17 protein-coding genes and 1 pseudogene are annotated in these 20772 nt (G+C 62.1%); 7 read left to right on the forward strand and 11 right to left on the reverse strand.

Going from position 1 to position 20772, the window contains the following annotated elements; all coding sequences use genetic code 11:
* Positions 1-7: 7 nt before the first annotated feature.
* Together dapD and deoC are read left to right on the forward strand one after the other, a co-directional pair.
* A complete protein-coding gene (gene dapD / locus TZ00_RS02240; protein ID WP_044438907.1) occupies positions 8-988 on the forward strand; it encodes a 2,3,4,5-tetrahydropyridine-2,6-dicarboxylate N-succinyltransferase in 981 nt (326 codons plus the stop codon).
* A gap of 36 nt (positions 989-1024) precedes the next feature.
* Complete coding sequence (deoC, locus tag TZ00_RS02245) at positions 1025-1726, forward strand: deoxyribose-phosphate aldolase (RefSeq protein WP_044438908.1); 702 nt, start codon at positions 1025-1027, stop codon at positions 1724-1726.
* Here deoC and TZ00_RS02250 read toward each other — a convergent pair.
* From TZ00_RS02250 to TZ00_RS20260, 5 genes are all read right to left on the reverse strand, one after another.
* Positions 1720-3033 carry a citrate synthase gene (locus TZ00_RS02250; protein ID WP_078714893.1) on the reverse strand — a complete coding sequence of 438 codons (1314 nt, stop codon included), beginning with the start codon at positions 3031-3033 and terminating at the stop codon, positions 1720-1722. The genes deoC and TZ00_RS02250 overlap by 7 nt on opposite strands.
* A 171-nt stretch (positions 3034-3204) precedes the next feature.
* Positions 3205-4305, reverse strand: a complete 1101-nt coding sequence (dapC, locus tag TZ00_RS02255) for a succinyldiaminopimelate transaminase (protein ID WP_044438909.1) — start codon at positions 4303-4305, stop codon at positions 3205-3207.
* Positions 4306-4635: a ferredoxin gene (gene fdxA, locus TZ00_RS02260; protein WP_044438911.1), complete on the reverse strand. Its 330-nt coding sequence runs from the start codon at positions 4633-4635 to the stop codon at positions 4306-4308.
* Between the two features lie 51 nt (positions 4636-4686).
* On the reverse strand, positions 4687-5097 hold the full coding sequence (locus TZ00_RS02265) for a DUF6113 family protein (protein ID WP_052521204.1): 411 nt from the start codon (positions 5095-5097) through the stop codon (positions 4687-4689).
* 84 nt (positions 5098-5181) lie between these two features.
* Complete coding sequence (locus tag TZ00_RS20260; RefSeq protein WP_238579546.1) at positions 5182-5325, reverse strand: hypothetical protein; 144 nt, start codon at positions 5323-5325, stop codon at positions 5182-5184.
* A 6-nt stretch (positions 5326-5331) separates the two neighbouring features.
* Here TZ00_RS20260 and TZ00_RS20560 point away from each other — a divergent pair.
* The 5 genes and pseudogenes from TZ00_RS20560 to efeB all read left to right on the forward strand — a co-directional run.
* A pseudogene (locus tag TZ00_RS20560) lies at positions 5332-6120 on the forward strand (acyltransferase family protein); the annotation flags it as partial.
* Positions 6121-6181: 61 nt separating this feature from the next.
* Positions 6182-6511, forward strand: coding sequence for a hypothetical protein (locus tag TZ00_RS19565; protein WP_152631052.1), 330 nt, complete (start codon positions 6182-6184; stop codon positions 6509-6511).
* A gap of 135 nt (positions 6512-6646) precedes the next feature.
* Positions 6647-7516 carry an iron uptake transporter permease EfeU gene (gene efeU, locus TZ00_RS02275; RefSeq protein WP_044438913.1) on the forward strand — a complete coding sequence of 290 codons (870 nt, stop codon included), beginning with the start codon at positions 6647-6649 and terminating at the stop codon, positions 7514-7516.
* Complete coding sequence (gene efeO / locus TZ00_RS02280; RefSeq protein ID WP_044438914.1) at positions 7513-8691, forward strand: iron uptake system protein EfeO; 1179 nt, start codon at positions 7513-7515, stop codon at positions 8689-8691. Before efeU ends, efeO begins: the two co-directional genes overlap by 4 nt.
* 5 nt (positions 8692-8696) lie before the next feature.
* Complete coding sequence (gene efeB / locus TZ00_RS02285) at positions 8697-10010, forward strand: iron uptake transporter deferrochelatase/peroxidase subunit (RefSeq protein ID WP_044438916.1); 1314 nt, start codon at positions 8697-8699, stop codon at positions 10008-10010.
* Here the strand turns inward: efeB and TZ00_RS02290 are convergent.
* The 6 genes from TZ00_RS02290 to TZ00_RS02320 form a co-directional block, all read right to left on the reverse strand.
* Entirely contained in the window at positions 10007-10474 is a 468-nt protein-coding gene (locus tag TZ00_RS02290) for a hypothetical protein (protein ID WP_044438918.1), read from the reverse strand. The genes efeB and TZ00_RS02290 overlap by 4 nt on opposite strands.
* A gap of 204 nt (positions 10475-10678) precedes the next feature.
* Complete coding sequence (gene typA / locus TZ00_RS02295) at positions 10679-12607, reverse strand: translational GTPase TypA (protein ID WP_044438920.1); 1929 nt, start codon at positions 12605-12607, stop codon at positions 10679-10681.
* A 520-nt stretch (positions 12608-13127) separates the two neighbouring features.
* Positions 13128-14480, reverse strand: coding sequence for a lanthionine synthetase LanC family protein (locus TZ00_RS02300; RefSeq protein ID WP_044438921.1), 1353 nt, complete (start codon positions 14478-14480; stop codon positions 13128-13130).
* 25 nt (positions 14481-14505) lie between these two features.
* Entirely contained in the window at positions 14506-17409 is a 2904-nt protein-coding gene (locus TZ00_RS19175; protein WP_084605851.1) for a thiopeptide-type bacteriocin biosynthesis protein, read from the reverse strand.
* Between the two features lie 52 nt (positions 17410-17461).
* On the reverse strand, positions 17462-17680 hold the full coding sequence (locus TZ00_RS02310) for a hypothetical protein (RefSeq protein ID WP_044438923.1): 219 nt from the start codon (positions 17678-17680) through the stop codon (positions 17462-17464).
* A 1325-nt stretch (positions 17681-19005) separates the two neighbouring features.
* Entirely contained in the window at positions 19006-20772 is a 1767-nt protein-coding gene (locus tag TZ00_RS02320; protein WP_044438926.1) for a dipeptide ABC transporter ATP-binding protein, read from the reverse strand.

Consider the following 20772-nt stretch of genomic DNA (forward strand, 5'->3'; position numbering starts at 1 on the left):
TCAGTGCATGAGTTCTGAGACATTTGCCAGCCCCGCAACGCCCGAATTCGCCTGGGCGGCTGGTCTTGCCACCATCTCCAGCAGCGGCGTCGTTCTCGACACCTGGTACCCGAGTCCGGCCCTGGGGCGGGCGCCCGAGGGCCGAGATGCACATCTCGCCGAGGCTTCGCTCGAGGCGCATGCCCTGTCCGATGCCCGACGCAGCGTGACGGTCGAGGTCGTGACCACCGAGATCGATTTGCGAGAGCCGCCGACATCCACACCGGATGCCTACCTCCGGCTCCACCTGCTGTCGCACCTTCTCGTGCGCCCCAACACCATCAACCTCGACGGCATCTTCGGACACCTCCCGATCGTGGTGTGGACGAACGCCGGCCCCGTGCACCCCGACGACTTCGATCGCCTACGTCCCTCACTCCAGCGCCACGGCATCGCGAGCACAGGAATCGACAAGTTTCCGCGTCTACTCGACTACGTGAGCCCCTCAGGCGTGCGCATCGCCGACGCCTCGCGCGTTCGCCTCGGCGCTCATCTGGCGCCCGGCACCACTGTGATGCACGAAGGATTCGTGAACTTCAACGCGGGCACACTGGGCACATCCATGGTCGAGGGCCGCATTTCGCAGGGCGTCGTGGTCGGCGACGGATCGGACATCGGCGGCGGCGCATCCATCATGGGCACCCTGTCGGGCGGCGGAACCCAGCGTGTCTCCATCGGCGCGCGTGCCCTTCTCGGCGCCAACTCCGGAATCGGCATCTCCATCGGCGATGATTCGGTCGTCGAGGCCGGCCTCTATGTGACAGCGGGAACCAAGGTCGTGCTCATCGACTCCGCGCCCACGGCCGATGGCGGGCGTCGCACGGCCAAGGCGGTCGAGCTCTCCGGGGTTCCGAATCTGCTGTTCCGCCGCAACTCACTCACCGGCTCCGTCGAGGTGCTGCCCCGCACCGGCGCGGGCATCCAGCTCAACGCCATGCTGCACGCCTGAGTCACCTCAATTCACCCGATCCACGAAGGAATCATCATGACCTCGCTCGACCCCCAACCGATCAGCACCTCCGATCTCGCCAACTACTTCGACCACACGCTGCTGAAGCCCGAGGCCACGGTCGAAGACGTTGCCGCACTTATCGCCGAGGCCTCCGATCTGGGTGCCTACTCCGTGTGCGTGTCGCCGTCGATGCTGCCGCTGCACATCCCCAGCGGATCATCGCTCAAGGTCGCGGTGGTCTGCGGATTCCCCTCGGGCAAGCACCATTCCGAGATCAAGGCGGCCGAGGCGCGTCTATCTGTGGAGCAGGGCGCCGACGAGGTCGACATGGTCATCGACGTGGGCGCTGCCAAGGCCGGAGCTTTCGATCGGGTTCAGGCCGATATCGCGGCCGTTCGCGCCGAGATTCCTGCACCCCGGGTATTGAAGGTCATCATCGAGTCTGCCGCGCTCAGCGATGAGGAGATCGTAGCCGTGTGCAAGGCCGCCGAGGCGGCAGGCGCAGACTTCGTCAAGACCTCCACCGGTTTCCACCCGACCGGCGGCGCCACGGTGCACGCCGTGCGTCTGATCGCCGAGACCGTGGGCGGACGACTGGGCGTCAAGGCATCCGGCGGCATCCGCAGCTACGACGACGCGCTCGCGATGATCGAAGCTGGTGCGACTCGTCTCGGAGTGTCGAGCTCGCGGCAGGTTCTCTCGGGAGCCCCTGCCACGGGCGACGGCGGCTACTGAGCAGAAGGCAGGTCGCGAGCGGCGTGGCCTAAGTACAGCTGCTGCGGGCGGCCGATCTTGGTCTGCGGGTCGCTCGTCATCTCGCGCCAGTGAGCGATCCACCCCGGAAGACGCCCGATGGCGAAGAGCACGGTGAACATGCGGGTGGGGAAGCCCATCGCCTTGTAGATGACGCCCGTGTAGAAGTCGACGTTCGGGTACAGGCGACGCTCTTTGAAGTAGTCGTCTGCAAGGGCGATCTGCTCGAGTTCTTTCGCGATCTCGAGCAGATCGTCGTGAACACCGAGCGCCTCGAGCACCTCGTCGGCGCTCTCTTTCACGAGCTTGGCGCGCGGATCGTAGTTCTTGTAGACGCGGTGGCCGAAGCCCATGAGCTTGACCCCGGCCTCTTTGTTCTTGACGCGCTCCACGTACTTCGCGACGCCTTCGCCCGATGCCTGAATGTCGCCGAGCATGCTCAGAACAGCCTCGTTGGCTCCGCCGTGCAAGGGGCCGAAGAGCGCATTGATGCCGGCCGAGATCGACGCGAACATATTGGCCTGGGTGGAGCCGACCAGCCGCACGGTCGACGTCGACGCGTTCTGCTCGTGGTCGGCGTGGAGGATCAGCAGCCGCTCGAGCGCGCTCGATACGACGGGGTTCACCTCGTAGGGCTCGGCCATGGTGCCGAAGTTGAGTCGCAAGAAGTTGTCGACGAAGCTCAGGCTGTTGTCGGGGTACAGGAAAGCCTGCCCCACGCTCTTCTTGTGGGCGTATGCCGCCATAACGGGCATCTTCGCGAGAAGGCGCAGTGTCGAGATCTCGACGTGCTCGGGGTTCGTGGGATCGAGCGAGTCCTGATAATAGGTCGACAGGGCGGACACACCGCTCGACAGCACCGACATCGGGTGAGCCTGGTGCGGCAGTCCGTCGAAGAAACGCTTGAGGTCTTCGTGCAGGAGCGTATGACGACGGATACGTCGATCGAAGTCTTCGAGTTCACTCTCAGTGGGAACCTCGCCGTAGATCAGAAGCCACGAGACCTCGAGAAAGCTGAGTCCCTTGGCCACCTGCTCGATCGGGTATCCGCGGTAACGCAGAATGCCCTGGTCTCCATCGATGTACGTGATGTTCGACTTCGTGGCAGCAGTGTTGACGAACCCGTAGTCGAGGGTCGTCATTCCCGTCTGCTTGGTGAACGTCGACAGATCGATGGACGATGCCCCGTCGACGCTCTCGAGGATCGGAAACTCGGCTGTGCCTCCCGGATAAGAGAGGGTCGCCTTTCCCGGTTCTGCTGCTGATGTGTTCTGCCCGACGTCGGTCACGGCGCCTCCTGACGAGTGTTCCTGCCTGATGGTAAGTGGCGGGACGCTAGACGCAGGATGTGTGACCCCGGACCGCGTTGACCCTCCTACAGCCTAGGGCGAAATAGTGGCAACCATGACATCCACCCGTAACCGACGGGTCTCATTGGAGGTTGCCGACAACGCCCGAACTCAGGAAAGACGGGCGACGGCGGCAGCGATCCGCTCATCTGTCGCGGTGAGCGACACCCTGACGTGCTGGGGAAAATGCTCGCCGTAAAACAGGCCGGGGCCGGCCAGGATTCCTCGCTCGGCCAACTCCGCGATGGTCTGCCAGGCGTCGACACCCTTCGTACCCCACAGGTAGAGACCGGCCTCGCTGCGGTCGATGCGCACGCCGAACTTCTCAAGGGCGGGGCGCAGGGCCTCACGGCGCGCCCTGTAGAGACTCTTCTGGGCGGCGACATGCTCGTCGTCGGCGAGAGCTGCAGCCATCGCGGCCTGCACGGGAGCGGGCGGCATCATTCCCGCGTGCTTGCGAACGGTGAGAAGACGGTCGATCAGGAGACTGTCGCCCGCCACGAATGCGGCTCGATACCCGGCGAGGTTCGACTGCTTGCTGAGCGAGTACACCGCGAGCAGACCCGTGCGATCTCCGCCGGTGACCCGTGGATCGAGAACGCTGGGCACAGGCTCGTCCTGCCAGGGTCCATCCCATCCGAGTTCGGCATAGCATTCGTCGCTCGCCACGATCGCGCCGAGCTCGCGCGCACGGGTGACCGCACGTCGCAGGCCCGAGACATCCAGCACTGCGCCGTCAGGGTTGCCGGGCGAGTTGAGCCACGCGAGGCGCGTGTTCTCCGGCCAGTCGGCCGGGTCGTCGGATGCGAAGGGTCTGGCTCCCGCGATCGTCGCGCCGACGGCGTACGTGGGGTACGCGGCGCGGGGATGCACAACGACGTCACCGTCGCCGAGCCCGAGCATCAGCGGCAACCACGCCACGAGCTCCTTGGATCCGATGGTGGGCAGAACCTCGTCGTCGTTCACGTCTGGCACGTTGCGACGGCGAGCGAACCAGCCCCCAACCGCTGCCCTCAGCGTCGGCGTTCCCGCGGTCTGCGGATACGAGTGGGCGTCTGTCGCCGAAGCAAGAGCCTCACGAACGAGGCGCGGTGTCTCGTCGACCGGCGAGCCGATCGAGAGGTCGACGATGCCGCCAGGGTGCCGACGGGCGATCTCCGCATAGGGCCTCATCGCGTCCCACGGATAGTCGGGAAGAGGCGCGAGGGCCACTTACTGCTCGCCGTGCGACTGCGGAGGCAGAGCCGAAATGACCGGGTGATCCTTGGCGATCACGCCGATCTTGGCTGCGCCACCGGGAGAACCGATGTCGTCGAAGAACTCGACATTGGCCTTGTAGTAGTCGGCCCACTCTTCGGGCAGATCGTCTTCGTAGTAGATGGCCTCGACGGGGCAGACCGGCTCGCACGCGCCGCAGTCGACGCATTCGTCGGGGTGGATGTACAGCGAGCGTTCGCCCTCGTAGATGCAGTCGACCGGACATTCGTCGATACAGGCCCGGTCTTTGACGTCGACACAGGGCAGGGCGATGACGTAGGTCACAGTGCGTTCGTTCCCTTCATGCCGCACAGAAGATGGTGCGGCTGAACAAGTCTAATTCTTCATCAAGCGCGGCCACGCGAGCACCAGCAGCGCGATGATCGTCGGCGCGAAGGTCCAGGTGACACCGAGCGCGTTGCCCGGCACCAGAATGGAGCCGCCCGCGCTGGGCTGCGAGAGCAGGAAGATCGTGACGACGATGCCGAATGCCGCGAGGATGGCCGTGGTTCGTGTGCGCAGCACCAGGCGAAGGCCAACGAGGAGCAGGGTGACCGCGAGAAGCGCGACGATGAGCCCGATCGGCAGGCTGAACCCCGAAGCGATCATCCACGTCGACTGGCTGACCGCCGTTCCCATGACCCCGAACAGCGCGCCGAGCCCGAGACCGACGACCCAGGACACGACCCGCGAGGACAGCGGCTCGGAAGACGTCTCCCGGTGCGGTTGGTTCGCCTGCTCGATCATCACTCCAGACTATCTGGGCCAGGCTGTGTGCTCGGCCCGGCGCAGCCGTCGCTATCATGTTCGGTACCACCCGGAGGGGATGATTCAATGCCGAAGCGATCCGGCCGAACTACCACGAGCACCGACAGCGAGCCCGCCGACATCGTCGAACTCGCTGCGAGCAGCAAGCGTGATCTCGTGGTCGACCTCGCGCGAGTGTTCTGCGTCTTCGTCGTTGTGATGATGCACTCTCTGATGGTGGGCCTCTATCGCGATGGCGACTCGATCGGGCAGATCAACCCGCTGCAGACCCAGGACTGGTTCGCGCTCGCCACGTGGGTTGGCCAGATCATGCCGCTCTTCTTCGTCGTCGGCGGGTTCGCAGGGGCGGTCTCGTGGCGGAGCGCCATGCGGCGGGGCACAACACCGGCCGAGTTCCTTCGGTCACGACTCGTGCGCCTGCTCAGGCCCGCGCTGCCCCTGCTCGTCTTCTTGACCGTGGTGCTCTGGGTTCTTGTGATCTGCGGCGTCGATCGAGCACTCGTCGACATCGTGGCCGCAGGCGTGGGCATGCCGTTGTGGTTCCTCGCGGCCTTCATCTCCTGCCAGGCGTTCCTCCCCCTCGTGCACCGCTGGCACCTCTCCCGCCCGGCGGCGACCATCGCGGCGCTCATCGCACTGTCGGTGATCGTCGATGCCGCGCGCATCCTGAGCGGCATTCAGGAGATCGGTCTGCTGAACCTCGTCTTCGTCTGGCTCGCGGTGCAACAGCTCGGATTCCTCTACGCCGACGGATGGTTCGCACGGCGGCCTCGCTGGCAACTCGTCACGGGGGCGGCCTCGAGTTATGCGCTGCTCGCCGTGCTCACCTACACGCTCCACATTTATCCGGTCGACATGCTGACGAATCTCAACCCCGCGACCGTTCCCCTGATCCTCCTGGGCGTGGCGCAGGTCTGTATCCTTCATCTGCTGTATCCCCTGCTGCGGGTCGCCATGACACTCAAGCCGGTCCTGATCGCGACATTCTTCGTCGGCAGCAGAGCGATGACAATCTATCTATGGCATCTGCCGATCATCGTGGCGCTCAGTGGAGCGTTGCTTTTTGAGCGGGTGGGTCGACAGCGTGCCGGGCAGCGGTGTCTGGTGGGCGACCCGGCCGCTCTTCGTTCTGGCGGTCTGGCTGATTCTCGCCGCGCTGAGCCTGGCCGTCGTGCGCTGGGAGCGGCCGACGGAAGCCGCCCCGCGGGAGTCTCGCGACCCGGGGGCCATGCGCATCCGTATCGCCGCACTTCTCGCCTTCGTCGTCTTCGCTGCAGAGATTCAATGGGGGTTGAGCCTGCTGCTTCTGACACTGACCGCGGCGGCGGTCGCGGTCGCTCTTCGGCTCGTGACCTCGGGTCGAGAAGTCACCGTCAATCCGCAGCCGAGCTAACTGGACACGACGACACCGCTGGGTTACAGTCAGATTCGGTAAGGCAAGCCTTACCGAACATTCGAGACGACCAGTGTGGGCCGCCTCTCTGCCCCCGGCGCCGCCCTGCGCCGCCTCACCCGAAGGCCCTCAACCGTGCTCGCGAACTTTCTCATCGGCCTGCGCGAAGGACTCGAAGCTGCCCTCGTCGTCGGAATCCTCATCGCCTACGTCGTCAAGATCAAGCGCCACGACGTGCTGAAACGCATCTGGCTCGGCGTGGGTCTCGCGATTCTCGTCTCGCTGTCGCTCGGCGCGATCCTGACCTTCGGCACCTACGGTCTGTCATTCGAGGCGCAGGAGGCCATCGGCGGATCGCTATCGATCGTCGCCACGATCTTCGTCACGTGGATGGTCTTCTGGATGCTCCGCACGTCGAAGAACCTCAAGCATCACCTGCAGCACGATGTCGATCAGCATCTCGTCGGCGCCGGATGGGGCCTCGTGCTCGTCGCCTTCCTCGCCGTGGGACGCGAAGGAATCGAAACAGCCCTGTTCATCTGGGCCGCGGTACAGGCCACCGGATCGACCACCCTGCCTCTGGTAGGAGCCGCTCTCGGCATCGTTGTCGCCGTCGTTCTCGGCTGGCTCATCAACCGCGGTCTCGTGCGCATCAACCTGGCGAAGTTCTTCGCCTGGTCGGGCGCATTCCTCATTGTCGTCGCCGCCGGCGTTCTGTCGTACGGCGTTCACGATCTGCAGGAGGCGGGAATCCTGCCCGGTCTGCACAACCTGGCCTTCGACGTCTCAGCCGCGGTTCCGCCCGACAGCTGGTACGGCACACTCCTCAAGGGCACCGTCAACTTCTCGCCGGCGACGACCTGGCTCGAGGCCACAGCCTGGGTCCTCTATATCGTTCCCACGATGATCATCTTTCTCCGCGCGGTGGCCCGAAAGACGCCCGCGCCCCAGACAAGTACGTCCGACAGCAGCACAGCACGTTCAACCCCCCAAGGAGCCCGGTGAAAGCCAGAGCAGTAATCACATCGATCGGCGCCGCAGCGACCCTGCTGGCACTCACCGGATGCGTGCCCAACGCGACATCGTCGGATGCCGCGGCCATCACGGTCGACTCCAGCGCCGACGCGTGCTCGGTCAGCACGAACACGGCAGCCAGCGGAACCCTGCGCTTCAAGGTCACCAACTCGGGCGACAAGGTCACCGAGTTCTACCTGCTCGCCGACGACGGCCTGCGCATTATCGGTGAGGTCGAGAACGTCGGCCCCGGCATCTCGCGCGACCTCGTCGTGCAGGCGCAGCCCGGTGACTACTTCACCGTCTGCAAGCCGGGCATGATCGGAGACGGCGTCGGCAACGCCGCCTTCTCCGTCACCGGAGACAAGGTGAAGCTCGCGGGCGACCAGCAGGAGCAGGTCGACGCCGCAGCCACCAACTACGTGGCCTACATCAAAGACCAGGTCGCACAGCTCGTCACGGGTACCGACACCTTCCTCGCCGCCTACAAGGCCGGCGACGACGAGACCGCTCGCGCCACCTACGCCACCACCCGGGCCAACTACGAGCGCATCGAGCCCGTCGCCGAGTCGTTCGGAGACCTCGACCCGGAGCTCGACTTCCGCGAGGCCGATGTCGCGCCCGACAAGGAGTGGACCGGCTGGCACCGCATCGAGAAGGATCTCTTCCCGCCGGCCGCCGCCGACAACGGCGGCGTCGAGTACATCGCCCTCACGCCCGATCAGCGCAACTACTACGCCGACAAGCTCGCGGAGAACACCCAGCAGCTCTACGACGCAGTTCATGCCAGCGACTACACGGTGTCGATCGACGCCATCTCGAACGGTGCGATCGGCCTGCTCGAAGAGGTCGCCAGCGGCAAGATCACGGGCGAAGAGGAGATCTGGTCTCACACCGATCTCTGGGACTTCCAGGCCAACCTCGAGGGCGCCCGCGTCGCCTACGAAGGCGTTCGCGACATCGTCGAAGCCAAGGATCCTGACCTCGTGACGACGCTCGACACACGGTTCAGCGACCTCGAGAAGCAGCTGGCCACATACGGCAGCCTCGACAGCGGCTTCGTGTACTACAACGAACTCACGCCGACCCAGGTCAAGGAACTCGCCGACGGCGTCAACGCCCTGAGTGAGCCGCTCAGCAAGCTCACCGCGACTCTCGTCGGCTAACTCCTATGACTGACGAACGCTCCACAGAGGAGGAGGCCCCGGCCGCCCCGCAGAAGCTCTCTCGCAGAGGGCTGCTCGGGCTGGCCGGCGCCGGCGTTGTGGGACTCGGCGTGGGCGTCGCTGGCGACCGCGGTGCTATGGCCGCGTCCGGATCCATGACGGCCGGCGGTTCGACGGCGGGCAACACGGCCTACCCGTTCCACGGCACGCACCAGTCAGGAATCGTTACGCCCGCTCAGGACCGTCTTCATTTCGCGTCGTTCGACATGTCGTCGACGGCCTCGAGAGCCGATCTGATCGAGCTGCTGCAGGACTGGAGCGCTGCGGCAGCGCTGATGTGCCAGGGCAAGCCCGTAGGCGAGTTCGGCGCAGTCGACGGCCCGTACGATGCTCCGCCAGAGGACACCGGGGAGGCACTCGATCTCCCCACCGGTGGCCTCACCATCACTTTCGGCTTCGGCCCGACGCTGTTCGTCGATGCGTCAGGGGCCGACCGCTTCGGCATCGCTTCGCAGCAGCCCGCTGAGCTGCGTGAGCTGCCGCATTTTCCTGCTGACGATCTCGATCCGCAGAAAACGGGGGGCGACCTCTGCATCCAGGCATGCTCTGAGGACCCGCAGATCGCGGTGCACGCAATCCGAAATCTGTCGCGGATCGCATTCGGCCGCGCCAGCCTCCGCTGGTCGCAGCTCGGGTTCGGGCGAACGTCGTCGACCAGTACCTCGCAGGTCACACCACGCAATCTGTTCGGATTCAAAGACGGAACAGCGAACATCAAGGCGGAGCAACTCGGCAAGGTCATGAACTCCGTCTGGGTTCCCGCCTCTGCCACGCCCGCCTGGCTGGCGGGAGGCTCCTACCTGGTCGCCCGACGCATCCGCATGACTATTGAGACGTGGGACCGAACGGCGCTCAGCGAGCAGGAACGGATCATCGGCCGCACCAAGGGAAACGGAGCCCCCTTGTCGGGCGGCACGGAGTTCACCGCCCCCGACTTCGCCGTGCTCGGCCGGGCAGACAAAGCGCTCATCGACAAGGATTCGCACGTGCGTCTCGCGCATCCGGAATCGAATGCGGGTACGGAGATCCTGCGGCGCGGATACAACTTCGTCGACGGCAACGACAACCTCGGCCGTCTCGAGGCCGGCCTCTTCTTCATCAGCTACCAGCGCTCCCCCGCGCAGTTCATCGATATTCAGATGAACCTGGCGAAGAACGACCTGATGAACGAGTACATCAGACACGTGGGCTCGGGCCTGTTCGCTGTTCCGCCGGGCGCGCGGCAGGGATCGTACGTCGGAGCAGGGCTTTTCGCCTAGCGCATCGTCTGCGCGACGATGTAGGTCGCGGCAACCACATTGGTGCCGTTGTCGCCGGTCGAGATGACCACGGAGTGCACACCATCGTCGAAGGTGCCGTAGCCCTGGCCCTCGTTCATTCCGGTGAAGTCCGAGGTGAAGCCCGCCTTCTCGAGGCCCGTCTTGATCTCGTTGTAGGCGGCCTCGGGGTCGGTGATGGCGATCTGAACGGTCCACGTCTGCGTCTCACCATCGCCAACGGAGACGCCCGAGATCACGTCGCCGTCCACAACGGGAATGTTCTCGGGAAAGCCGTCGGGCAGGCCACCGTCCGTGTTGAGATCGATCTCCTGACCGTTCTCGCCGGCGATTCCCTCGGCGACCCCTTCGGCGAGCGTCTGAGACGAGCATCCGGTCAAAGCGGGACCCGCGAGCAGAGCAAGTGCGAGAAACGGGATGGCGATGTGTGCGCGTGAAATGGTCATTGTCTTCTCCAAAGTTGAGGTTGTCCGGCAGATCTGCCGGTACCTCAGACACTACGGAGCGACGCGAAGCCGGTCGTGAGTGGGCACTACTCAGCTTCGACCAGGCCATTGCCTAGGGGGCGCCCGGCGCGTTGTCACGAGAACCTATCAACGACGAAGCGGGGCAGCGGATCGACTCCGCTGCCCCGCTTCGAGAGGGTGGGACTAGTTCTTGCCCTGGTTGGCGCGCTTCAGGTTCGCCGTGGCGCGGGCGCGCGCGTTCGAGTCGAGCTCGACCTTGCGGATGCGCACGAACTCGGGCGTCACCTCGACGCACTCGTCTTCGCGGGCGAACTCGAGGCTCTCCTCCAGCGTGAGCTTGCGCGACGGAGTCATGCGCTCGAACGTGTCCGAGGTCGACTGGCGCATGTTCGTGAGCTGCTTCTCTTTCGTGATATTCACGTCCATGTCGTCTGCACGCGAGTTCTCACCGATGACCATGCCCTCGTAGACCTCCTGCGTCGGCTCGACGAAGAAGCTCATGCGCTCCTGCAGGTTGACGATCGAGAAGGGGGTGACCACGCCGGAGCGGTCGGCCACGATCGAGCCGTTGTTACGGGTGACGATCGGGCCGGTCCAGGGGCCGTAGCCATGCGAGATCGCGTTCGCGATTCCGGTGCCGCGGGTGGTGGTGAGGAATTCGGTGCGGAAGCCGATCAGGCCTCGCGACGGAACAATGAACTCCATGCGCACCCAGCCGGTGCCGTGGTTCGACATGCCATCCATGACACCCTTGCGCGCTGCGAGCAGCTGCGTGATGGCGCCGAGGTACTCCTCCGGCGCGTCGATGGTGAGGTGCTCCATCGGCTCGTAGGTCTTGCCGTCGACCTGCTTGGTGACGACCTGGGGCTTGCCGACGGTGAGCTCGTAGCCTTCGCGACGCATCTGCTCGACCAGGATGGCGAGGGCGAGTTCTCCACGGCCCTGCACCTCCCAGGCTGCAGGGTTTCCGATGTCGACGATCTTGAGCGAGACGTTACCGACGAGCTCGCGATCGAGACGGTCTTTCACCATGCGAGCCGTGAGCTTGTGGCCCTTGACCTTGCCGACGAGAGGCGACGTGTTGGTTCCGATGGTCATCGAGATCGCCGGGTCGTCGACCGTGATGGTCGGCAGGGGGCGAACGTCATCGGGATCGGCCAGGGTCTCACCGATAGTGATCTCCTCGATGCCGGCGACGGCGACGATGTCACCGGGGCCCGCGCTGTCGACCGGGTAGCGCGTGAGCGCCTTGGTCATCAGAAGCTCGGTGAGCTTCACGTTCTGCACGGAACCGTCGTGACGCACCCAGGCGACCTGCTGGCCCTTCTTGATGTTTCCGTTGAAGATGCGCAGCAGAGCGAGGCGTCCGAGGAACGGCGACGCGTCAAGGTTTGTGACGTGCGCCTGCAGCGGGTGCTCGTCGTCATACTTCGGCGCGGGAACGTGCGTGAGGATGGCTTCGAACAGCGGCTCGAGGTCGTCGTTGTCGGGCAGCTCACCGTTGGCGGGCTTGTTGATGCTAGCGGCACCGTTGCGACCGGATGCGTAGACCACGGGGACGTCGAGGATGGCGTCGAGGTCGAGATCGGGAACGTCATCCGCCATGTCGCTGGCGAGGCCCAGAAGCAGATCCTGGCTCTCGGCGACGACCTCGTCGATGCGCGCGTCGGGGCGGTCGGTCTTGTTCACGAGCAGGATGACCGGGAGCTTGGCCTCGAGGGCCTTACGCAGCACGAAGCGAGTCTGAGGAAGCGGACCCTCACTGGCGTCGACGAGCAGAACGACACCGTCGACCATGGAGAGGCCGCGCTCGACCTCACCACCGAAGTCAGCGTGGCCAGGGGTGTCGATCACGTTGATGACGATGGGGCCGCCGGCACCATGCTCGGCCGCGTGAATACCGTTGTACGTGACAGCGGTGTTCTTCGCGAGGATCGTGATGCCCTTCTCGCGCTCGAGGTCGTTCGAGTCCATCATGCGGTCGTCACCCTCGAAGTGGGCGTCGAACGAGTTGGTCTGCTTGAGCATGGCGTCGACGAGTGTCGTCTTGCCGTGGTCGACGTGGGCGACGATTGCGACGTTGCGCAGGTCGGCGCGGGTGGCTTCAGCCATGGAGAAAGTCCTTGAGGATCGGGATGAACCCGAATCGTGACGGGCTCTTTTTAGCGTGGGATATCGGGCGACAACGCCCTGAACGGCTAGACGCCCAGGGGTATGTTGGCCCCGGGAATGGCATCAAGCAACTCTTTAGTATATTCCTCACGCGGGTTTCCGAACACCTCGTCGGTTGTTGCGGCCTCCACGATGCGTCCCGTTGCGCGATTGGGTTTCCTCGGCAAGGCGGAGAATATCCGTCGGGAACCCGTCGACGGAGCCTACTGATAGGAACGGACATGATGGGAAACTACTCTGCTTCTCGGACAAGCTGACCGGGCCATGCACTGATCGCGAGAACTCTTGGGCAGGTCACCGAGGCTTTCTCCATACGGGCGAGCTGGCAGCGATCGGCAGATCCGAGCCGAATAATGCATTTGAAAACACGCCTTACCGAAGTACATCCCGCGCATGCCCTAAGGCGGCGAGCTCGGGGGCCAAGCCGAATCAGTCCGGGTTCATTCGCAAATGCATGCTTTCACACCCAAGGAGCTTGAGAGAAAACATCTGCCTCTGACATCTTACCGTTGAGGGCGCGTTCAGTATATATAAGAGCCAATGCGACGCCAGCCGCGCCAGTTAGCACTCCAGGCACGTTCGCTGGCCGGATGAGTCCGCTTGAGGTATACGTGTAGCCGAAAGCGCAATTCTCATCGTAGGCCGCCGCTACGCGGCTCTGAAGGGTTGCTGACAACAGTCTTAAATGCTTATGGCTCGTGACCGCTGAGACTCGGGCGGCGAATAACATCAAGCCCGCCTGGCCATGGCAGACCGATTGATCCTCTAGGCGTTGCAGTGACGGACCGGCAATTACAGCCGAGACGTTCTCAGCGACCCAGCCCAGTAAGTCATCCTCCCTCAAAGCTAGGCCTACGGCGAAAATTGCCGAACATATCCCGGGGGCGCCGTAGCACCATGACGGTTTTCTCTCCACGTCCGTCCACTCCGGGCCACCCGCAGATGTGCGTAGGGCAAAGGCGGGCCACAATGACCCGTCGTCCGTGGACTGCGAGAATAAGATCAGAGCCTCAGAGGCACGCTTAAGAGCGTCGTGGCGGCTCTTATTGTAGTCAAACCCCTTTATGGATCGAAGCGCAATGTATGCCGCCGCGGCAGCAGTGAGTATCCCTGCCAATCCGTGCGCTGCACCGACATTAAAGTGAAACAGATCGGCATTCGCATCTGAATCGTCACCACGAATGGGGTACCCGGCGACCCAGATGCCGCCCATCTGAGTGTTCTTCCCAAGATACGTCGGAATTGCGTCTATGAGAGCATCTATGGATTGTTCAAGAACCGGCATGGTCGCTGGATCTGTGTCGCGCGCAAGCAACAGCACGCTTCGGCTGAGTCCTGTTATATGATCGTATACCGAGAACGAAGAGAGGGCCGGGAATGGCTTGGCTAGTCGAGCGGTGCGCAATAATTCCGCCTCTGCCACGGCTTTTTGTCGCACAAGCGACAGCACCTTTTGATATGGACCATCAAGGGCTCCCGATACCGTTTTTCGAACGGCACCTATCGCGGTCATCATATCCATCGAGAGTGTGGCCGAGGCTTCCCCTCTAGCAGTCGCCTTAGCCGCCGCGCCGAAGATATACGCGCAATACTGCTTGGCTGTAACGATGAATCGCGGGTCGTCCCTGCCGAGCTCCGCCATAAGCACGCAAGCACCCGAAGCCCCATCATGGTAGGAGAGCTCATCGATGAGCGGGACGATAACGCCGGTTGTCGCAACATAAGTTGCCCGAATGGAGGCGTGATTCCCGAACACGTCGCCGGGAGAGGACAGCAAGTCAGCTACCCGAAGCGGAATATCTTCAAGCTTCACCGCAGGCCCTCGATATTCACGCAAGTCATTTGCTTGACAGCGCGAGGCGCCGACGAAGTACTGAATCAACTGTGGACATGAGCACCTTTTCATGCTCGACCGACATGCCGAAAAATCTGTTCGAATGCATATGAAGCACGCTTAAGATGACAGATCTTGCCGAGCTAGTCGCGAACGCTGACCTAGTGTTATTCATTTGATTTTCCGATGTGTCACAGCCTGCCAAGTTCACACGTCCTAGGGCGTCGGTGACAGCACGCCGATCCTTCTTCATCGCGACGGCGCGAGGAAGCCCACGGAGTGCATCAATTGCAGTTTCAACCCACTCTGAGCCGCCGATCAAGCCCGCCAGGAGCTCGATCGCCGAGGCCGTAGCTGCCGCTAGTCGAAGTTCGAACGTTTCTCCAGAACCAGCGTTGGTCTCGAACGCTAGACAAGAATCACTACTCAGTGTGAATAGAGATTTGACTTCGCCGAACCCCGCCTGACCTCCGTACCTCGCTAGTTCAGGTTGGAATGCCACGAACCTAACATTCGAGAAAACTTCACCTATGAGTGCGAACGCGGCGGACTCGAGCGAAGGCATTAGAGCGTATCGGTCTCCAGGAGCCTTCACCTCAAAACGCAACCGAAGATGGCGATCCGGCAAGTTGTATCTCACAAAGTGCCAATCCTCGATTCCAAACGTCCGAGCAATCTTGACCAGATTCGCTGCAGCCGTTATTGACGGCTCAAGTTTAGGTCCGCCGACTAGCTCCATCGCTATCCAGCTTTTCGGCGGCCGGGCCGGAATAAATGGCGTCATCTCTCGCGTCTGAGATTCAGCGCCTCCCGGTCGACCCGGCAAATGTATTCGCTGGACAATTTCATGAGCCCTCTCCCCGATCCAACCTGTTACATCAGGTAGTGGAGGGGCTTGGGTAATGGCAGGTTTATCGTCAGCCAGGTTCCGTCGAAGCAATTCGAAGTTGTTAGGTTCATATGGATCAAGAGTGAGTAGTCGGTCTCCGACGCCGACCTCAATAAGCTCTGGGAGGCGAGCGCGATCCCTCCAATAGGAAAACTCATGAGCCCACTCCTTCGGTGGGAGGCCTCCAGATCGCGATAGCTGAGCGGGAGTGCGCCATGTGGCGCGGCTAACAACAATGTCGTCAACCACCACTGCGGGCAGGAACGCCAACTCCGTCCGGTATCCCCAGTCGAAGGGGTGCCATTGGGTCTCCACGTCTCGTCCTAAAACAATAAGAGTCTGAGCGAGTTCCGGCGCGAGTTGCGCGTAATTTACCATTGACGGGTTTCTCACGACTAAGGGTCGCTCCGATCCTGACCGAAGCAGCCGGACTGTCCGTCCATCGTGAACCAGCTCAATGTCGACCAAGGGAATGCAACGATCATCATTCGTTTCATATCCGACAGATATATAGCGCTCAGTTACGTCGGGAGCGTCCATGATCCCTAAAGTCTTAGCCCTCAAAGGCAGAAACCAGACTTGTACCGGTTCAGCCTCCTCGAAGCTGCTTAAGGTCCCGCTCGCAACGTCATTGAAAATGGTTGGCGACAAATGTCGCCAAAACCGTCCCGCCGATTCTCCCGGTGTCACCGTTCCAGGCGTAGTTCCAAACCATAGGTCGGGGTCCCCGGGTTTCGTAACCGGTGCTTGAGAGTAAAGAACGTCGAAGTGCGCCGTGAGGCGCTGCCGCCGTGGGTCGGTCATCGCATAAATTTGCTCGTCGGTCAAAGAAATGAACGTTTCGCCCGAGCGGCTCGATGCCAGAACGATATCGTCTCGAGTATCGGCGACTTTCCGGCTTTCATCAGGAAAACCTCGATCGTCCTTCTTGTAGTCGATAATCTGGCCAACCCCCATATGTCTGTCCGTGGCGACGCGTAATGGGACTCGGACGCCGTACCCGTAGCGTTCCGCGAACGCGTTTGCAAACTTAATTCGGGTTTCGAGTATCGTTGACGGCACTGTGAAGCAGAAAACCTTTTTTGCGACCCTATCGACCCGAGAAGACATTGCCTGGGGCACCGTCGGGATATTGGACGCGAATTGATCTACAGCCCGAGGTTGCTCGACAGCGCTTTGAGACGCGCCACTCGACATAGCTAAACCACTCGTCCCTCCTGTCCTCGGATCGTGAGAGACCGCCTTTTTGCTCTGGATGGCACTTACGAGGGGTCGTCCCCGATTCACGAGAAACAGGGCTTGTGCTTCTACGCACTCACGAATGAACCGAGAAAGCTCCACATGCGAACGTGTCGGATTCCGCTCAGCAAACCATTCGAGAGCGAGTTCCACAGTCACACCATGACGGCAGTGGCGCAGAAGTTCGTCCAGGGTCACCGATCGACGCACGGAGGACCTTCGGGGCTTGAAGTCGCCCTCGGGCTCGAGGACGATTGACGGTGTTATGTAGCGTCCCTCTTCGATTGTCAGCGAGTTGTTTGTGAAGAGCCAATCATCAGCGCGAGCTGATTGCCAGGCGGGAAAAGATTGGCGGGACAGCTGCCACCCATCGAGATAGTCACTTTGCCGGATTGTCAAGGTTGGGGTCGCCTGCTCCGAAGTCCAGGCAATGGAAGAATTGGGCTCACCAACGGCCGCGAATAAACCAAATGGAGTAGCACGAGTCTTCGCTCGAGTTGCATACGCAAGGAGAGTCGCCAGCACAATCGAACGACGTTGAGGGTTCTCGACTGATCCCTTAAAGGCCTCAGCAAGATCCGACGATGCGTGCTTAATTGCCTTGAAGAGCCGATTTCCATCTAGAGAGTAGTCGTCAGATTCTCCCCCAATCAGAAACTGAATAATTTGATCGACGTCATCGTCAACTTGGCTTCTGGTAAAACTGCTAACTCTGACAAGATATGCGCCGTTGACCAACTCTGACACTGTTCCCTTCGTAGAACCTCTTCTATCCACCACAGAGGCTCATCCCCCGCCAGAGTGGGCGAGGCGGGCTCCCTGGCACCAACCCTCAGAGGCAGGTCGTGCACATAGCGACACCAAATGCCGTGTTTCCGCAGGCCGATGGCACATCGGTCGACTTAGGGCAAGCCATGGTGGTGCCAAACGGTTCGCTGCACATCATTGGTGTCGATGTGTCCCATTCGATTTCGCTGAATGCAAGCCCGAGGTCGAAGTCATCACTGGCTTCAAAGTCGTATGCGCCGCGCGTCAAATCCTGGACTGTCATGAGTCACCCTTCTGATCAATCGATACCCCCGTTTGGGGTATGTCAAGATACTAAATCCGGCGTGGACCGCGAGTCAACAGCCGACATTCAGCGCTCGGACGCTTGTGAGCATGACCCCAAGAATCGCTGGGCAGTCGAGAATGCGATGCCACTCCACCCTACGGCCAACCCGATACCGACAGCGTGAACGCCCAGTTCATCCGGATCCACGACTAGGTCGAAGCCAATCTCCTGGCTGCTCATGATTGCCTTGATGCCGCCCGTGTTGACATCCTCGCATTCAACATCTTCCCGGAGAGACTTTGGCAAGAGATCTCAGGGGTGCCATCAGCAGTCGACCGCGGCGCCGACCAGCCGAGCTATCTCCCACTGCGACTTCTCACCCGTCGAAAACGACAGGCGACTGCTAGGCCGATCATCCAGTTTGGTCACCTTTTAGAATGGTCGGCGACCCTGTTTCAGTGACTGCCAGTGGCCGCGACACCGAAGAGTCTCCAGCCTGCAGTCAAGCGATGCTCCACTCTGTCTTCGACCAACCCGGCACCACCATCGTGAAAGCCCAGTTCAACCGACTCTTTGTACATTGTTGCCTCCATAGAACTCTTCTATTCATCACAGAGGCCCCTCCCCGCCAGAGCGGGCGAGGCGGGCTCCCTGGCACCAACCCTCAGAGGCAGGTCGTGCACATAGCGACACCAAATGCAGTGTTTCCGCAGGACGATGGCACCCTCGATCTACAGCAACCAGAGGTGGTACCAAACGGTTCGCTGCACATCATTGGTGTCGATGTGTCCCATTCGATTTCGCTGAATGCAAGCCCGAGGTCGAAGTCATCGCTGGCTTCAAAGTCGTATGCGCCGCGCGTCAATTCTTGGACTGTCATGAGTCACCCTTCTGATCAATCGATACCCCCGTTTGGGGTATGTCAAGATACTAAATCCGGCGTGGACCGCGAGTCAACAGCCGACATTCTGCGCTCGGACGCTCTGACCGAAGCGTCCTACCCTGATGTGCAGCCGCTGCAAACCATGAGCAACGTGCTGCTGTCCCCCGATCGCCGGCGCCGAGGGGGCAGGCTTGCACCTTGAGCCGAGGCGCATAGTGACGGCTACCGGAACAGCGGCCTCGACCTTGTCGGCAACGGTTGAAAACTGGGCAGTTGTGACGGTCCAAAATTGAACACTTCAATCCACGATTGGACGGGTGATCACTTTGGAAGATTCGGCGTTGATTCGCCGGCTTCATCACGGCGAGAACGTCCTGAAGACTGTCATCGCGCTGCAGCTCGGAATCTCGCTGACACCCGCCGCCGATCGCGCATCCAGTTATTTTGCGTCAGAATCCGGACGCTTACTCTGCCTGAGTTCTCTTCGAAGTTTTTGCTCAGCGGGGTCGGGCACCGGGATGGCCGCTATAAGTCGTTGCGTGTAAGGATTCTGTGGGGTGCGCAAAATATTATCTCGGGTGCCGGTTTCAACTATGTGGCCGTGGTTCATGACGGCGATTCGATCGGCCATCTGATCAACGACCGCTAGGTCATGGCTGATGAAGAGACACGCGAATCGCAACTCTCGCTGCAGGCCCGCAAGTAAGTCGAGCACTGTGGCTTGCACGGAAACATCGAGCGCAGACGTGGGTTCGTCAGCAACCAGGAGCTGCGGACTGAGTGCGAGCGCGCGAGCGATTCCTACTCTTTGCTTTTGGCCGCCCGAGAGTTCGTGGGGGAATCGGTTGCGGTAGCTGCGTGGAAGGCGCACGCTGTCGAGCAATTCTTCGACCCTGCGGGCGAGATCCGCGCCCTCGGCAACCTTTGCAAGCAGAAGTGGCTCGCCGATGCTCTCACCGATGGGCAGACGTGGATTCAGCGACGATGACGGGTCTTGGAAGACGATGCCCACCTTGTTGCGGAGCTGTCGCACGACCGATCGCGAATGATGAGAGATGTCGACACCCGCGACCTCCAGGCGACCGCCGGCGATCGGCTGCAGACCGATCGCGGCGCGGCCGATGGTCGATTTGCCCGAGCCCGACTCGCCGACCAGGCCGAGAACCTCGCCCGCGGCGATCGAGAGGCTCACTTCGTCTACAGCCCGGAAAGCGCCAACCTTGCCGCGTGCGCCGTATTCGACGATCACGTTCGAGAGTTCGAGGATGGGAGCCGAGGCGGCGACGGCGACGGCGTGCTCGGATGCGTCGCGCGGCGTGGTCTCGATAGCGTCGCTGACCTCGGTCAGCGTCTCGAGAACGTCAACCGCCTCGTCGCCTTCGCTGCCGCGGCCGAGGTGGGGAACGGCGTCGAGGAGCGCCTGGGTGTAGGGATCTTGCGGCGAGGCGAAGATCTCGGCGACGGGTCCCTGCTCCACCACAACACCGGCCTGCATCACAACGACCCAATCCGCGAGATCGGCGACGACACCCATATCGTGGGTGATGAGCAGCACCGCACTTTTCAGCCGATCCTTCAGGTCTCGCAGCAGCTCGAGTATCTCGGCCTGCACGGTCACGTCGAGTGCCGTGGTCGGCTCATCGGCGACGAGCAGAACCGGGTCCAGCACCAGAGCCTGCGCGATCATCGCGCGCTGCCTCTGGCCGCCCGAGAGCTGGTGAGGGTACGAATCGAAGGCCTTCTCGGGGTCGGGCATCTCGACGAGCTGCAGCATCTCGAGAGCCCGCAGCCGAGCATCCGACGGCGTCATCGAACGGTGGATGCGGATCGCCTCGACGATCTGGAAGCCGACCGTGTAGACGGGGTTGAGTGCCGTCATCGGCTCCTGGAAGATCGCGGCGACCTCCTGGCCGCGAAGGGCACGCAGTTCCTGGGGGTTGAGTCCTACGACGGAGCGGCCGGCGACCTGGATGTCGCCCGTCACGCGGGCGTTCTTGGGCAGGAGGTCGAGAATCGCCATCGACGAGACGCTCTTGCCGCTTCCGGATTCTCCGACTACGGCCACGACCTCGCCGGGTCCGATCGTGTACGACACCTTGCGGGCCGCCGGCACCCAGACGCCGTCGACGCCGAAGTCGACAGACAGCTCGTCGATTTTCAGCACCGGCGTGGTGTCTGCAGGGTAGGTGTGAAGTGTTGCACTCAC

It is taken from the genome of Agreia bicolorata (assembly GCF_000938265.1).
GTDB classification, from domain to species: Bacteria; Actinomycetota; Actinomycetes; order Actinomycetales; family Microbacteriaceae; genus Agreia; species Agreia bicolorata.

Coding starts and splice junctions, on each gene's coding strand:
- dapD (WP_044438907.1), top strand. CDS start 8: ATGAGTTCTGAGACATTTGCCAGCCCCGCAACGCCCGAATTCGCCTGG.
- TZ00_RS02290 (WP_044438918.1), bottom strand. CDS start 10,474: ATGACCATTTCACGCGCACACATCGCCATCCCGTTTCTCGCACTTGCT.
- TZ00_RS02265 (WP_052521204.1), bottom strand. CDS start 5,097: ATGATCGAGCAGGCGAACCAACCGCACCGGGAGACGTCTTCCGAGCCG.
- TZ00_RS02310 (WP_044438923.1), bottom strand. CDS start 17,680: ATGACAGTCCAGGATTTGACGCGCGGCGCATACGACTTTGAAGCCAGT.
- efeB (WP_044438916.1), top strand. CDS start 8,697: ATGACTGACGAACGCTCCACAGAGGAGGAGGCCCCGGCCGCCCCGCAG.
- typA (WP_044438920.1), bottom strand. CDS start 12,607: ATGGCTGAAGCCACCCGCGCCGACCTGCGCAACGTCGCAATCGTCGCC.
- deoC (WP_044438908.1), top strand. CDS start 1,025: ATGACCTCGCTCGACCCCCAACCGATCAGCACCTCCGATCTCGCCAAC.